Raw genomic sequence first — 13904 nt, 5'->3', positions numbered from 1 at the left:
ACCTCACCCGCGCCATCCCCCTACACGAGCAGACCCTCACCGACCGCATCCGCATCCTCGGCGCAGACCACCCCAACACCCTGAACAGCCGCAACAACCTCGCCAGCGCCTACGAATCAGCCGGAGACCTCACCCGCGCCATCCCCATGTACGAGCAGACCCTCACCGACTGCATCCGCGTCCTCGGTGAGGAGCACCCGCTTACTGTGACCGTGCGGAACAATCTGACGGCTGCTCGGGATGAGCGGTGATCCGAGGCTGAGGAACGAAGTCCCGGATCGTCGATCGCCCCCGACCACGCGGAAAGGCCAGCCATCACCGGGCGATCGTGAGGGCTGTATGTGGGCGGTGGTGCGGCCCCGATGCGGCGGCCGATGGCCCAGTGCGGCGGGCGGGTGGTACGGCGGGCGGCCCGCAGTCCCGTCGCCGGCCGAGACCGGCGCCCACGCCGCACGCTCGGGCGGCGTCCGGGCGGCGGGCCGTGCGGCGGCGCGCCGCGCCGCCGCCTTGACCGGGGCCGGCACCTGCGGGGGTTCTTCGCCTGCCTCTACTTCGCCGGCCTTCGCCCAGCTGAGGCGCTCGGCCTCCGGGTCCAGGACTGCCACCTTCCGGCGACCGGTTGGGGTCGGCTGGTCCTCGCCAAGTCCAAGCCGCAGGCCAACAAGAAGTGGACCGACTCGGGTGCGGCTCATGACGACCGCGGGTTGAAGCATCGGGCGGATGAGGAGGGGCGTCCCGTCCCGATCCCGCCGGAGCTGGTGGCCATCCTTCGGGAGCACGTCGACGAGTTCGGCGCCCACGAGGATGGCCGACTGTTCCGGACCTCACGCGGCGGGGTGATCTCCATCGGCACCTACTGCGAGGCGTGGAAGGCCGCCCGTCACCTGGCGCTGACGCCCGAGCAGGTCGCCTCGTCCCTGGCGGCACGGCCATACGACCTGCGACACGCGGCCGTCTCGCTCTGGCTCAACGCGGGTGTGGCCGCTCCGGAGGTGGCCGAACGAGCCGGGCACGGGGTGGACGTGCTGCTCAAGGTCTACGCCAAGTGCATCGACGGTGGCGCAGAGATCTCCAACCGCAGGATTGAGGACGCACTGGCTGCATGATCATTCACATCACGAAGGGGCCTTGGGAACGCCGGGGCCTCTTCCCTTTTCACCTGAACACGGCTACAGATACCTGGCACCCCTCCGCATCAGCCGGCCTCCGTGCTCCAGCCGTCGTTGAGCCTGGTCAGCAGCAACCTCACACCGGAACGATGCCCTCCACCCCCGAGCGGGTCGTCAGCGACTCGGTGAAGCATGTCCACGGCATCACGGACGCTCCTCATGATGCCTTCGATGAGATCGGCAGTTCCCGTCAGCGGGTCCTCATAGGTCTCGAAGCCCGGTTCGGGGTGAAAGCACCCCCACCAGTCCAGCAGCGCGTCCAATGCCTCCTGCCTGGGCGGCCCCGGTCGTTCCTCGATCGCCTCCAGAAGCACACTCGTCGCGGGGACAGCGGCCGGATAGAGAGTTCCGGCGTGGTCGTTCGTGACCGCGTACCGAAGATCGGCCAGCGCACGGGCGGCCTGCTGAGGGTCCGCAGACCGGGCCAGCGTTTCCACCGCCGCTCGGGCGGTCTCCGGGTGGTACCAGGTCGGTCCCGGTACCCGGTCCCAGTCCGCATGCTCCACGGCTCTCCTCCCGACTCTCAGGGCAGGATTCTCGTGCCCGGCCTGGGAGGACGCCTCAAGATCCATCCCGCATATATCCCGCGACCACCGGCCGAGAGGTGCTCAGAACGGCATCCGGCTGCACACCCCCGAAACGACCAACGGCGCCCGACCAAAGGGAAACCCCTGGTCAGGCGCCGTTTCGCGAGGTGAGCGGAGAGCGTGGGATTCGAACCCACGAGGACCGTCGCCGGCCCTAGCGGTTTTCAAGAGGGCCGCGTTCCCGGCGGCGACATGCCCTCCCACCTGGGTGAAAGCACTCCCCTCGGCCTCTACCGAGTAAGATCATCCCGCATATATCCCACAGGCGGCATGACCTCCGCGATGCGCGCTGTTCCGGTGGGTGGCCGCATCTCGTGCATGGTGACCACGTCACCCGGCTTGAGGTGTCGCCAGTGTTCAGGGGTGAGGGGAAGCAGTCGCACCGATGCGCTCCCTCCCGGCTTCAAGGAGTCGCGGCCCTCAATCCATAGGCGGGCGATGCTGAGTAGGGATTCGCCCTCAGGCGTGCGGTGGCCGAGATCCCACATAGGCCGGAGCAATCCGCCGGCAGGTATGGGCGTTGTACGGCTTCCCTCCCCGGCGGGCAGCAGGTGAAGCTCAGCCAGAAAGGCACCGGTACGGGCCTCGCTGCGCCGCCATTCACACCAGGCGACATCCGACTTGAGCCACATCAGGCGGGCGGCATCGGCCAGCAGACTCCAGAATTCCGGCGGCTGGGGATGAGCGTCACCGAGTTCTTCGAGAAGGAGAAGGGCCATCTCCCACTCGTCGTGCTTCAGGTACTCCAGCACCTCGGCCACGCCAACGCCGAGTTCAGTCCGAGCGTCAGCGGGACAGAGACGGGCCGCCTTCAGAAGGAGGGAGTCCTGGGAGGTCACAACCCGATTGTGCCTGCTGACAGCTCAGGCACGGGCTGACGTTTCCATAACCGCAACTTCTGAGCCGTACAACCCGAGCTGCACCCGGGCTCCCTGCCAGGGTCAAGATTCCGCGGTCCAAACTTCGGCAACGGCTGCTGCGGGAATCTTGGCGACGATCGATCCCGTCCACTGGGGGCCGTAGCGAACTTGCCACAGACGTTCGATCTCGCCTTTCTCCTCGGCCGTGGCATTGACCATGACGTCGAAGATCAGATACCCACCGGCCTCCGTGTAACCGTTGGCGCCTAGCTCAATGGTCTCACCTGAGTGGAACCTGACCGCCCACCGACTTGGGACACCGACCGCGAACTCCATGGATGGAGGCTATCCAGCATGATCACCCGCGCGCGACCTAAATTGAGCGCGCCTGCGTAACCTGGGGAAACGCTCCGTGATCCATCCCGCAAGCGATGAAGCGCGGCTACTTCTGGCTGCGTTCGACTGCGCGGCCTGGAACAGCACAAGAGACCCCATAGGGCCTCTGAGCTGCCAGTTTGGCTGATGGCGGGTGCAGGACTTGAACCTGTGTCGGCTGTGCCGACGGTTTTACAGACCCGCTGCGAAAAGAGTCTGACCTGCACCTATGCAGGTTCGTAGGCCTTAACGGAAACGAATTTGGAATGATCAAGGCTTCAGGGCTTCACTCCCTGGCCAGCCACGCGCGCTCAACCGCTGACAGACGCCCATATCGACGTTGTCGATCGCATGCCCTAGCGTCTCTTCATCTGCGTGGACCCGTGCCCGCAGCCGCGAGGGGCACCGGTCTTCTTCAGACGTAGGCCAGGTGAAAACGACACGCCACCACGATGGGCCGACGTACCTCCGGGAGGGAAGCGTGATCACAGCAAGGCGAGGAAAGCCCGCGTCGCAACCGCTGAGACTCCGTAAGCTGGTGTGCGCGACCGTGACGGTGGCGGTGCTGTCCGGATGCGGAGAGCCACCTTCCTGCGGGCCGTGCCCGGGAAACAGAGTGGAGCTCACCGCGCATCACTCGATCGTGAGATCCGGCCACACATACGAACTGTGCGACGCACGTGGCCTCTGCCGGGAAGGGGCAGTGGTCGTTCCCGACTCGTCCGGGTCCTCCACCCCTGCCCACGGAACCGGCACGCCGGCCGGAGCCCAGGTCTTCATCATCAATCTTCCTGGAGAGGCCACCGACTACTCGCGCATGCACGTCCAAGCCCTCGTCAGGGACAGAAAGGGGCGGGTCGTCGGCCGCGGAGAAGCCACCTTCCCCGAATACCGGCCGATCAAAACCGAGCCGTGCTACTGCTACAACGCGTACGTGCAGGTGGACGTTCATCCCGGTTCGTAACGCGCGGCGGAAGGGTACGAGAGTGCGCTATCCTGTTTGGAGACGAGTTTCCTTTGTAGGCCGCGAGATCCGCGGGTCTCTGCTCGTAACCAACGGCTATTGGCCGACCTCGGCGTGTCTGGCGCACAGCGGGCACGCCTCCGGTGTCTTCGCCCAAACCGCATTAGCAGCTCGGGGCTCGACCGTCCCGATCGGTTCCACCTAGACCAACCCGCCCGGCTGGTCTGCCCTGAACGGGGCTGTACGGCGGTGAACTGCAACCCGCGAAGGGTCCGAGTCGTACGGCGCGGCCGTGAATCCGAAGATCACCCCTACACATCCCGCAGAAGCCGAACCGGCGCCCCGGGCTTCCCCACCATCTTTCGGCAGAGGCGCTCGGACTGGAAGGTATGGGCGGAGATTGCCTTCCTGGCTACGGTGGTCGCATGCCGCTTACCGAGCATCCCCTGCCGGCGAACCCGCGCGACGGAGACGACCCGTTCTGGCAGGAGGTCAACGCGGCCATGGCGCGAGCGCGTGCGGCTTCCGGCGAGAAGGACATGTCCCGGCTGAGCCGGGAGGGCTACGAACGGGCGTGCGCCGCTCTCGGCCTGGTTCCCATGAGCGATGACGAGTGCGTGAGCCCGGAGATCAGTGGCCGCACGCACGGGCCACCCGGTGACGGCGTGGTGGCGACGGTGTCGAAGAAGCTCGCCTCTGCCCGCGGCTGGGGCATCATCCGCGAGCGTCGCCAGGAGCGCGCGCAGTTGCGCCGGGAGCTGGAACGCCGCTTCCCCCGAGGAATGTCGCGGGAGCAGTACGAGGAGGTCTGCGCCGAGGCCGGGGTATCGCCGGCGCCGGATGAATCCATCTGCCGCATGGCCGCTGACTACCTCGCCCGGGAAGAGTTCGAGGACCTCCCCGACCTTGGGCTGTTCCTCGCGAACTTCCGAGACATGGGTTTCCGCAATCGGTAGGTTGACCTCCAACGCTCCCGTGAAGGCGAAAATCGATCTTCCCTGGCCTATGACCCGCTGTTCCCTTCCCAGGACTCTCCGGCTTGTTCCGGGTCGATGGCAGACGGGATGAGCAGGCCCCTCAGCCATTGATACGCTGGTGGTAGCGAGCAGGCCTCCAATGATCATCCCGAAGCCAGGACGCTCTAGTCGGAGGCAGAACTCTCGTCATGACTATGGCCATCGGGATTTAAAGGCTTCCTCGCGTACTTACGGTGAGCTGCCTGTCCGCTCACACCGAGTGCTTGTCCGACTTCTTTCCAGGTATAGGGGCGGTCGGGGCGATCGTCGCCGTGAAGCATCTTGTCCAGATGGGATTCCTCGTCTCGACTTGTCCCACGGGATACGAGTGTGCGTTGATGCTGCTCGAAGTGGCCGATCAATCTTGCTGTCATGTTGATCTGGTTGATGAGAGTCGGTTCGTTTCCTTCAGTGGCGACAAGTCGGATGACTAGCTTTTGAGTGATCCGCTTAAGGAAGCTCTCGAAGTCCTCAGTGATCTCGCTCATCAACACATGTTGATACGCCACATTCGCTATGTCGAGCGACTTGGTAAATGCCCAGCTCAGGGCACATCTCTACTCAAAGACGTTAAGCGGCTGGCCCGATAGCGTTCTGTACGTGGGCGGCCAGAGCGGTTCCGAAAGCGGAACGGCCCTCCGCTGGCACGGAGGGCCGTCCACACCATCGCTCTGCTTGGTGGAAGAGAGAAGGTGTGTTGATGACACTGCCACGTCAGCCGTGGTGGAAGCCAGTTGGTTGGGGCTTAGCGGTCCTGTCGCTGGTTGCGGGGGCGTACTTTTGGCCTGGGCTGGGGCAAGCAACTGGCATCGCGGCCGGGATCATTGCGGTGGCTGTCGCGGTTCGGAGCGAGCGCGACCGAGAGGAACGCTCACCGGAAAGTAGGGAAAGCGACGCTTCTGAGTAGAAGCGTCGAGGCTGGGCTCGGGCTGTGCGGCCCGAGCCAGCCGACGCCGAGGACTCCTCGCTGCGGTCCTCGGATCCCCAAGTTCGCCAGCCCGGACTTGAACACTTGCTGCGCAGCTCAGGGCTCTGGGAGGTTCTCAAGCTCTATCTAACGGTTGACATAGAGGCTAATGTACGCTCGTGACAGAGTCGCCTCCCGGACCATTTGAGAGATTTGCCGCATCTACGCTGCTAACAGCCATCGCGATTACTGCAGACGTGTCGGCTGTCCTCGCACTCCTTCTATCGGAGAGCGTTCGACAATGGGTTAGAAGCAATCCTTTAACAGTACTCTGGATCGCGGCACCCCTTGTCGCTCTCCTAAGCCCGCTCGCAAACCGCCTTGCTTTCAGGTTGCGGGATCTCCAGCGTTCCCACGCTCTTCTGGAGGCTACTGTTAAGGATCTAGAACAGCGCCTACATCCCTCCGTACGAGACCAGGAGACTTTCAGGGATTTGATGGACTATTTTCCCTGGACGAGCGGATTAATGGTCTATCTAAAAGTGGCCTTCCACGGAACTATCTGGCGACTCAGCGAGACGGAAGAGCTCTATTCTTTCCTTCGCGACTGGCGCGAAAGGTACTTTGACAACGAAGCAGTCCAAGAGGCATATGCTGAACTCTGGCAGTGCTGCCAAGCCCTCGCTGACTGGCTAGGTGAGCATGGAGGGCTCTCAGATTTGCCAGATGACCAAGAATCCGATGATTCTGTATACAAGATCCTTGGACGCGCAGATCGAGGCGATGACGGCTGGAAAGAATACGATCAAGTACGCAATCAGGGGATGGATCTAGCCGACGCAGTGCGTGCCTCGCGACGCAAGGTCGAAAAGGTCGGTCGGGCAAGAGGTCTATAGACGCCCACCCCCCACAGAGGAAAACCCGCTTGAGGACTACGCGACTCCCGAAGGCCTGCAGTGGTCACCAGGCCGCGGGCAAGCATTGTACGCGGCTAGCCACGAAAGCAAGATGCAGGTCGGGACATATCTCTTTGGCGTGCAGCGTCGAGACAGTACGCTGGCGTCCGGTCAAACAGAACTGTCAGCGCTGTCTGTTATGTTGCAGAGCAGCTCCTTGCTATTAACTGGAGCAAACATGGCCAATAGAGTCCCCCCCACAGAGCATCGCAAGATCGGTCGCAAGCTCGCCGCACTGGCCGGCGCCATAGGGAGCGAAGTTGCAAGATCCTTTCGAAAAACGGGGGTTCCCGCCTACGACAAGGGCATTGTCAGTGCGATGGGACAGCCGTTCGGAGGATGGGACAGCGAAGCAGACGCAGTCCTCTGGTATTTGCTACGACTTTTCATCACAGGCGAACTCCTCGTCGCGCACGTGCCGCTTGGTATGGGACCCAGCAGAGACAAGGAGCGACGCCGAAATCAGAAGGTGCTCGATGAGGCGCTCTCGCGGCAAGGAATAGTCGCCTGCGTAGACCAGGAGCAGCAGGGGGCGGGCTACGATGGCCATATTCATCTTCTCTCGGGATGGAGAGCACGGCGGCTATGGTTCGAGGTCGAGAAAGACAGTTTTCGTTTCCGGAGTCTCTCGGAGACCATCGGACCGCTAGCTGAAAATGGGGGCATCCCACTGGAGATTGGCTACACCGACCCTACGCGCACCTTTATGCATCTACGTGAGTATGGAGGGGTTGTTCGGTGGCCCTACGGCAGTGACGGATTGTATCTGCTGGCACTTCGAGAGGGAAAAGAAACCGATCTTCAGGATCTCTTTGAGGCGGACTGGAAATCGCGATCCGAAGGCACCTTTATTAACACTATCAACAACGCCTTGATGCAGTGGCTCTATAGGATAAAAATAATCCACTTCGCAGACTCCTGCCATGTTGATGATGAACAGATCGACACTTTGACCCTGGCGGCAGCCATGGTTATTCAGAAGACTCCTCTAGCAATGTTTGTGCACATCGCCAGAGAAAGTAGCACACAGAATGCCGGGGTTCGAATTGTCGTCGAAAACAACTGGACAAAGGTCATCGGTCAAGGGGTAACCGTATATGCTAAGAAAGCAAACCCGGGAGAAGATTGTGAGGCGCCATGGGACCTAGCCTCATTAAATTCCTCAATGCCATACAGTCGGTTAAGAGCGAAGGTCGAAGCTGATGCTGACCCGCGGGGAACCATGATCGCGGTTCCGCCACACCGCGCAGGGGAGCTTCTGCGCATCGCGACCGGATCCCTCGGTATAGAGCATCTCCCCATGCTGTTCGGCGCGGTAGAAGCCCTGGAGTCGAACGGGATCAACATCGGCAAGCGATCAGACTCTGACCTGACCGACCAAAATCCTGCCTCCAGCGAAGAACCCTAACCTTGCCTTCAGCGCCGAGAGGCTTGGACAGAACGAACCCGGTCTACCAGCTTGAGAAGTCTCTATCGCGCCTGACTGTTGAGCTGGGAAGATGCTGACCTGCGGGGGAGCGTTTTGAATGCCTGTGGTTCCCCGCGAGTCCCCCTTGATCATCCTCCTGACGGGCACGTAACGGGCACGCGAGGGGATGGGGAGCGTCTGCACCTTTGTCGCCTTGGTGCTCGGTGGGGCGGGGGTGAGGAACGAACCCCCGGACCGTCGATCGCCCCCAGCCCTGAACGGGGATCAGCCACCCTCAGGCGATCGTGACAGTAGTACCGGCTCCGTCCCACGTCACCGATGCGGAAAGATCCACAGGAGTGATCTCATGACAGACTCTCTGTCTCATTCGGCACCGTTGGTGGGGAGCAGGGTAGATGCGGGTACGGCATTGGTGGTCGGCGGCTGCGTTGCTCGCGCTCTTCCCCTCGGTCACGGCCTGGGCCGGCAGTAGGCTCATCGCGAGCACTGGCCTCTTCTACTACGACTTCCACGTCATAGACGGAATTGGGATCTACCCCTTGGCTCAGGGCCTTGGTATCGGCTATCTGGGCTCCGTGGGCATGGACATCATGCATGCGCTGGGGAACGTCGAAGTGGTCATGCTGGCCTTCGCGCTCCCTGTGCCCATGGTGGCCGTCGCAGCCTTGCTTCGGCGACGGTGGCAGGACCGAACCACTGTGGTTGTGGCCGTGATCCTGGGTGTTCTTGCGGCGGTCAACTTCGCCGCCAACGTCGTCGGCCCCTGGTCGGATCTGACCCAGTGCCCGCCGGCCGATCCCATGTCCCTTCCTGACGAGTACACCTGCTACCGGGACGGCACGGGCATCGGCATTCCGCCCTTCCTCTACGGGCCTGCTTACGCTCTCGCCGCCTACATCCTGATCAAGCTCCACCGTCGCAACCTCGCCGATGCGTCTCGCCGTTCTGAGGCCCGAGACAGCGCTGACGTCATTACCTGACATTCGATCTGCGGACTGCCTCGATCTCAACAGATGGTGATCCGGATACGCCTGGCGGTGCGCCGCGAGGGTCGGCGAGTTGGTTGGGTACGGCGGGCACGCGGTGCGGCTACGGCCCGGGTCGCCGGCGGCCGGGACCGGCCCCCAGGCCGCATGCCCGGCCGGCGGGCGGCGGAGGGCCGGGTACGGCGGCGCGGCGCGCCGCCGCTTGATACCCATAAGAACAATTCGGCAGTGATCCAAGACGAGTCAGTGCCCGGTGTGCGGACGGCTGGTAGAACGCTGGTGTGGAGGATCGTCGGGATCGCCTGCGGGCGCTGGGTGAGCTGCTGCGCCGGTTGCGCAAGGATGCCGGGCTGACGGGCAAGGAGCTGGCGACGCGGGCTGGGGTGGCCCAGCCGACGATCTCCCGGATCGAGACGGGCCGGCTGTTACCGGTTCCGGAGACGGTGGAGCGGCTCGTTGCCGCGCTGGGCTTGGATGAGGTGGGCCGTACGGAGCTGGATGCGCTGCTCGCCCGACTGCGGGATGAGGTCTCCCGGCTCAGAGGTGGCCTTGTCGGCAGGGAGGCGGCCAATGCTGCTCGGCTTCGTTCGTCTCGCCGGGTGGTGGTGTTTTCTTCGGCAATGGTTCCGGCGCTGTTGCAGACGGCGGAGTATGCCCGGCTGGCATTGATGGTCGGCCGGGAGGTGGATGAGGAGGATGCCGCCAAGGCCGCGGCGGTGCGGGTGGAGGCTCAGGCGGTCTTGTTCGACTCCGGCCGGGAGTTCTCCTTCGTGCTGACCGAGGGCGCCGTCCGTACCTGGCCCGGGTCGCCGGCGTTGATGGCGGCTCAGCTCGATCGGCTGGTGCAGGTGACGACACTTCCGCACGTCCGTCTTGGGGTGGTGCCGTGGTCGGTGCAGGCGCCGGCGTTCCCGTTGCATGGGTTCACCGTCTATGACGGGGCGGTGAGCGTGGTGGAGAGCCTCACGGGTGATCTGACGTTGACCGAGTCCGCAGAGCTCTCGGTCCATGAGGAGACCTTTGAGGCGTTTGTGGCGGCTGCCGTCTATGGCGAGGAGCTGCGGGACTTACTGGGGCGAATCGGTGCCGACTATCGCGCCTTGGCAAACCGCCTCTAGCAACTGACGCATTTATGCGTCCTATGCCTTGAGCTACTTCTAGTATCGCTCATACGCTGGCGACATGGATGTATAGCCCCCTAGACATCGGAGTCCGCTATGTCGTCCTGGCGCATGTCCCGCACCTTCCCCGGCTCTCCTATCGCAATCGCCGAAGCACGACGGTTCATCACCACCCTTCTCGGCTCCCGGCCCGGAATCGAGGACGCCGAACTGATCGTCAGCGAGTTAGCCACCAACGCGGTCCGGCATTCGGCAAGCGGCCGGTTCGGTGGCTGCTTCACCGTCGCCGTTCAGGCCGACCGCGACCGGATCTGGCTCGGCGTCCTCGACCAGGGCGGCCCACGCGCTCCCCACCCCCTCCCGCCGCAGGAGGACGAGGAAGGCGGGCGCGGCCTGGCTCTCGTCGCCGCCATGGCAGTGAGTTGGGGTGTGACCGGAGACGAACAAGGCCGCATCGTCTGGGCCGCGCTGGATTTGGCTCCCCAGCAAACGGCCACGCGATGAGCGAGTGCCTCGCTCCGCACGTCGGGCCGTTGCAGGCCGGCCATGTCCTGCTGACCTGGATCACCGCACGGCGTGGTGAGCGCTGCCGGGTGATCGCCTGGACCTGTCACTGCCGTTCGGTCGTCTACGAACTGTGCTCCGCGGGCGGGCAGTCCTACCTGCGCCGCACCGTGCAGGGCCCCCGTCCCGACATCACCGAAACCGCCCGCACCACTGCGAGCAAGGCGCAAGAGCTGTGGGCGGCCCTGCTGACGGGGCGCGTGCGGTGACACGTGGTGTACCGAAGCGGCGCTCAGCGATCCGGGCGGTGAATCCTAAAACCGGCGAACCACTCAAACCAGCACTGTCAAGGGGGATAGACGACATTTCGTCTAGGGGTCTAGACTCGGTGGAGCACCACCGAAAGGGACCCGCCGTGCCATCCAGTGACCTTGAGCGCATCGCCGCCATCGCCGACCCGTATCAACTGATCCGGGCCGCAACCGAGCGACTGAGCGCCGCACAGCAGGAGGTCACCGAACTGGCACGCCTGCGCCGCCGCATCATCCAGGAACTGCACGCCCAAGGCATCTCATACGCGCAGATCGCCGAGCAGGCCGGGCTGTCGCGTGGACGCATCCACCAGATCAAGCACACCGGCCCCGCTCCCGAGGGCGCCTTCCTCGGCACCGGGACGCTCACGCTGGCCACTCCCCTCAAGCGGGAGGCCGGCAACGCTCGTCCCGTGGTCGCCATGGAAGACGTCACGGCCGCCAAGCGGCTGGAGGACCTGGCGCGCGGCTTCGACCTGGCGGTGAGCCTCGAACACGTCCCTCTCGGCGGGGACATCGACCTCAACCGGCCGAACCTCATCGTGATCTGCGGGCCGAAGCTGTCGCCGGTCATGGCCGAACTGTATGAGTCCGATCCGGTCTTCGAGTGGATCAAGGACGGTGCGTGGACCCTGAAAGACCGCCGTACGGGCCAGTCCTACCGCTCCGGGGAAGACTCCGACCCGCCACGGCCGGTGGACTACGCCTACCTCGGCCGGCTGGCCCGGCCGGACGGCGACGGCAGCGTCCTGGTCTTCACCGGCATCCACCCCCAAGGCACTCTCGGCGTGGTCGACCTGCTCACCTCCGAGATCGCCACCCTGTGGGGACAGGTCGGCGACCACAGGTTCTCCACCGTGGTCGCGGTGGAATACGACCCGGCCACCGGGGAACCGGTCAAAGCGGAACTGGCCAGTCCGCTCTACCGGCACGAGGACACCTGACCTGATGCGCGTCACCTTCGCCACCGAAGCGGCCCCCGGCCGACCCAACGAAGACTTCGTCGCCGCCACCCCGGACGCCATCGTCCTGCTCGACGGCGCCGGCACCCCGGCGGGATCGGAATCGGGCTGCGTTCACGGTGTCGCCTGGTACGCCCGCTCCCTCGGCTCGAACCTCATCGCCGGCCTCGCCCAGGACGGCAAGCCACTGACCGAGATCCTCGCCGAAGGCATCAAAGCCGTGGCGTCCCTGCACGACTTCGTCTGTGATCTCACCCATCCCGGCTCCCCCTCGGCCACCGTGGTCATGCTCCGCCGTACGGCCGACACGCTGGACTACCTCGTTCTGGCCGACTCCGTCCTCGTCCTCGACACCCTTGATGCGGCGGAACCGCTCGTCGTCTGCGACGACCGGGAAGCCCTCGTCGGCGCGGCCCACCGGGCGAGCATGGACGCTCTGCCCTCCGGCAGTCCCGAACACACCGCGGCTCATCGGAAGTATGTGGAGACCCTGCGCGACCACCGCAACCGTGACGGCGGATTCTGGGTCGCCGCCACTGATCCCCTCGCCGCCGAACAGGCTCTCGCCGGGACCGTGCCAACCAGCGGCGTCCGATCCGCCGCACTGCTCAGCGACGGGGCCTCCCGCCTCGTCGACCGCTTCCACCTGGCCACTTGGCGTCAAGCCCTCGACGTCCTCACCGGCTCCGGTCCCGCCGAGTTGATCCGCCGCGTCCGTGAGGCTGAGCGCAGCGACCCGGACGGCTCCCGCTGGCCGCGCGGCAAGACCTACGACGACGCCACCGCGGCGTTCTGGACGTTCTCCTAGGAAATTTGTCGACCCCCCTAGACAGTTCATCGACTCCGGCTTACCTTGCTTGCATAGCCCCCTAGACACCTCGTCTTCGCGGAGCCACCGCCCTGTCTAGGGGGATAGACGAAAGGATTGTCGTCATGGCCATCCAGGGCCCCATCCCCGTCAGCTTCGAGCAGGTCTTCCCGCACGGCTGCTACATCGTCGGCGAGGTCGAGCAGGTCAAGGACTTCACCGCCTCCGCGAACGGCCGGACCGTCTACGCCAAGGACAAGACCACCGGCGAACCGGTCTGGCAGGTCGCCGTCATGGACGCCGACCCCACCGTCAAGGCCGGCCAGAAGACCGTCACCGTCAAGATCCTCGCCGACGTGCAGCCGGTCCCCCCGGCCTCGCTGCCGGGCCTGCCGTTCGTCCCTGTCGAGTTCGACGGCATGACCGTCACCCCCTACGTCGCCCAGAACACCGGCCGGCTCGCCTGGTCCATCCGCGCCCGCACCATGCGCGCACCCCGCGCCACCGCTCCGGCCAAGCACACCGCCACCGCCGGGAAGGACGCCGCCTGATGAAGCGCCGCAAGGCACACCGTATCGCCGCCATCACCTTGAACGCCGGTTCCGGCGCTCAGGTCACCCACCACCTCTACCCCTCGCGCACGCCGGTTCTGGCGCTCGACTTCGGCGCTCTGTCGGTCTTGGTCACCACCTCGGCCGGTGACCGGGTGACGGCCTCCGACGTCGAGTTCGCCCGCCAGCTCGCCCGCGAGGCCGACCAGTTCGCCCGCGCGGTCGAGCGCTCCTTCCACACCCTGACCGGCAAGCGAGGCATGGCGGCGTAACCGCGCACCGGGACGGCAATCCCACCGGCTCTCGCCGAGAGCCCGACTGACACGCAAGCGGGGCCGCCAGAAGCGGCAACTTCCGGCGGCCCCTCGGTTCTCCCTCTCACGCGAATTCAAGGAAGA

Annotated in this window: 17 protein-coding genes; 13 read left to right on the top strand and 4 right to left on the bottom strand. The window is 64.6% G+C overall.

What is annotated here, in order from left to right:
- On the top strand, positions 1-251 hold a 251-nt coding region (locus IEZ10_RS31735), incomplete at its 5' end, for a tetratricopeptide repeat protein (RefSeq protein WP_189250192.1).
- Positions 252-362: 111 nt separating this feature from the next.
- The gene (locus IEZ10_RS31730) at positions 363-1106 is read left to right on the top strand and encodes a tyrosine-type recombinase/integrase (RefSeq protein ID WP_189250191.1); all 744 of its coding nucleotides are present in this window, start codon (positions 363-365) and stop codon (positions 1104-1106) included.
- 89 nt (positions 1107-1195) lie between these two features.
- Here IEZ10_RS31730 and IEZ10_RS31725 read toward each other — a convergent pair whose 3' ends face one another.
- The 3 genes from IEZ10_RS31725 to IEZ10_RS31715 form a co-directional block, all read right to left on the bottom strand.
- Positions 1196-1675 carry a hypothetical protein gene (locus IEZ10_RS31725; protein ID WP_189250190.1) on the bottom strand — a complete coding sequence of 160 codons (480 nt, stop codon included), beginning with the start codon at positions 1673-1675 and terminating at the stop codon, positions 1196-1198.
- Between the two features lie 311 nt (positions 1676-1986).
- On the bottom strand, positions 1987-2595 hold the full coding sequence (locus tag IEZ10_RS31720; protein WP_189250189.1) for a hypothetical protein: 609 nt from the start codon (positions 2593-2595) through the stop codon (positions 1987-1989).
- Between the two features lie 102 nt (positions 2596-2697).
- A complete protein-coding gene (locus IEZ10_RS31715) occupies positions 2698-2952 on the bottom strand; it encodes a hypothetical protein (protein ID WP_189250188.1) in 255 nt (84 codons plus the stop codon).
- Between the two features lie 742 nt (positions 2953-3694).
- Here IEZ10_RS31715 and IEZ10_RS31710 point away from each other — a divergent pair.
- Positions 3695-3955 carry a hypothetical protein gene (locus IEZ10_RS31710; RefSeq protein ID WP_189250187.1) on the top strand — a complete coding sequence of 87 codons (261 nt, stop codon included), beginning with the start codon at positions 3695-3697 and terminating at the stop codon, positions 3953-3955.
- Positions 3956-4380: 425 nt separating this feature from the next.
- Positions 4381-4911, top strand: a complete 531-nt coding sequence (locus IEZ10_RS31705) for a hypothetical protein (RefSeq protein ID WP_189250186.1) — start codon at positions 4381-4383, stop codon at positions 4909-4911.
- Positions 4912-5096: 185 nt separating this feature from the next.
- On the opposite strand, the gene IEZ10_RS31700 is transcribed toward IEZ10_RS31705, so the two are convergent.
- Complete coding sequence (locus tag IEZ10_RS31700; RefSeq protein WP_189250185.1) at positions 5097-5459, bottom strand: hypothetical protein; 363 nt, start codon at positions 5457-5459, stop codon at positions 5097-5099.
- A gap of 1427 nt (positions 5460-6886) precedes the next feature.
- Here IEZ10_RS31700 and IEZ10_RS31695 point away from each other — a divergent pair.
- The 9 genes from IEZ10_RS31695 (at position 6887) to IEZ10_RS31655 (ending at position 13778) form a co-directional block, all read left to right on the top strand.
- Positions 6887-8242 (top strand): hypothetical protein, encoded by a 1356-nt coding sequence (locus tag IEZ10_RS31695; protein ID WP_189250184.1) that lies wholly within the window; start codon positions 6887-6889, stop codon positions 8240-8242.
- 416 nt (positions 8243-8658) lie between these two features.
- On the top strand, positions 8659-9243 hold the full coding sequence (locus tag IEZ10_RS31690; protein ID WP_189250183.1) for a hypothetical protein: 585 nt from the start codon (positions 8659-8661) through the stop codon (positions 9241-9243).
- Positions 9244-9530: 287 nt separating this feature from the next.
- A complete protein-coding gene (locus tag IEZ10_RS31685) occupies positions 9531-10367 on the top strand; it encodes a helix-turn-helix domain-containing protein (protein WP_229811847.1) in 837 nt (278 codons plus the stop codon).
- Positions 10368-10481: 114 nt separating this feature from the next.
- Positions 10482-10874 (top strand): ATP-binding protein, encoded by a 393-nt coding sequence (locus tag IEZ10_RS31680; RefSeq protein ID WP_189250182.1) that lies wholly within the window; start codon positions 10482-10484, stop codon positions 10872-10874.
- Positions 10871-11143, top strand: a complete 273-nt coding sequence (locus IEZ10_RS31675; protein WP_189250181.1) for a hypothetical protein — start codon at positions 10871-10873, stop codon at positions 11141-11143. The genes IEZ10_RS31680 and IEZ10_RS31675 overlap by 4 nt, the downstream gene beginning before the upstream one ends.
- Before the next feature lie 146 nt (positions 11144-11289).
- Entirely contained in the window at positions 11290-12129 is an 840-nt protein-coding gene (locus IEZ10_RS31670; RefSeq protein WP_189250180.1) for a sigma factor-like helix-turn-helix DNA-binding protein, read from the top strand.
- 4 nt (positions 12130-12133) lie between these two features.
- Positions 12134-12955, top strand: coding sequence for a protein phosphatase 2C domain-containing protein (locus IEZ10_RS31665; protein ID WP_189250179.1), 822 nt, complete (start codon positions 12134-12136; stop codon positions 12953-12955).
- Positions 12956-13080: 125 nt separating this feature from the next.
- Entirely contained in the window at positions 13081-13506 is a 426-nt protein-coding gene (locus IEZ10_RS31660; RefSeq protein ID WP_189250178.1) for a plasmid replication, integration and excision activator, read from the top strand.
- Positions 13506-13778 carry a hypothetical protein gene (locus tag IEZ10_RS31655; protein WP_189250177.1) on the top strand — a complete coding sequence of 91 codons (273 nt, stop codon included), beginning with the start codon at positions 13506-13508 and terminating at the stop codon, positions 13776-13778. Before IEZ10_RS31660 ends, IEZ10_RS31655 begins: the two co-directional genes overlap by 1 nt.
- Positions 13779-13904: the final 126 nt, after the last annotated feature.

It is taken from the genome of Streptosporangium pseudovulgare (genome assembly GCF_014648055.1).
GTDB classification, from domain to species: domain Bacteria; phylum Actinomycetota; class Actinomycetes; order Streptosporangiales; family Streptosporangiaceae; genus Streptosporangium; species Streptosporangium pseudovulgare.
This window is presented reverse-complemented; position numbering and strand designations above follow the sequence as displayed.

Coding starts and splice junctions, on each gene's coding strand:
- IEZ10_RS31730 (WP_189250191.1), top strand. CDS start 363: ATGCGGCGGCCGATGGCCCAGTGCGGCGGGCGGGTGGTACGGCGGGCG.
- IEZ10_RS31715 (WP_189250188.1), bottom strand. CDS start 2,952: ATGGAGTTCGCGGTCGGTGTCCCAAGTCGGTGGGCGGTCAGGTTCCAC.
- IEZ10_RS31705 (WP_189250186.1), top strand. CDS start 4,381: ATGCCGCTTACCGAGCATCCCCTGCCGGCGAACCCGCGCGACGGAGAC.
- IEZ10_RS31700 (WP_189250185.1), bottom strand. CDS start 5,459: ATGAGCGAGATCACTGAGGACTTCGAGAGCTTCCTTAAGCGGATCACT.
- IEZ10_RS31695 (WP_189250184.1), top strand. CDS start 6,887: ATGCAGGTCGGGACATATCTCTTTGGCGTGCAGCGTCGAGACAGTACG.
- IEZ10_RS31690 (WP_189250183.1), top strand. CDS start 8,659: ATGCGGGTACGGCATTGGTGGTCGGCGGCTGCGTTGCTCGCGCTCTTC.
- IEZ10_RS31680 (WP_189250182.1), top strand. CDS start 10,482: ATGTCCCGCACCTTCCCCGGCTCTCCTATCGCAATCGCCGAAGCACGA.
- IEZ10_RS31675 (WP_189250181.1), top strand. CDS start 10,871: ATGAGCGAGTGCCTCGCTCCGCACGTCGGGCCGTTGCAGGCCGGCCAT.
- IEZ10_RS31665 (WP_189250179.1), top strand. CDS start 12,134: ATGCGCGTCACCTTCGCCACCGAAGCGGCCCCCGGCCGACCCAACGAA.
- IEZ10_RS31660 (WP_189250178.1), top strand. CDS start 13,081: ATGGCCATCCAGGGCCCCATCCCCGTCAGCTTCGAGCAGGTCTTCCCG.
- IEZ10_RS31655 (WP_189250177.1), top strand. CDS start 13,506: ATGAAGCGCCGCAAGGCACACCGTATCGCCGCCATCACCTTGAACGCC.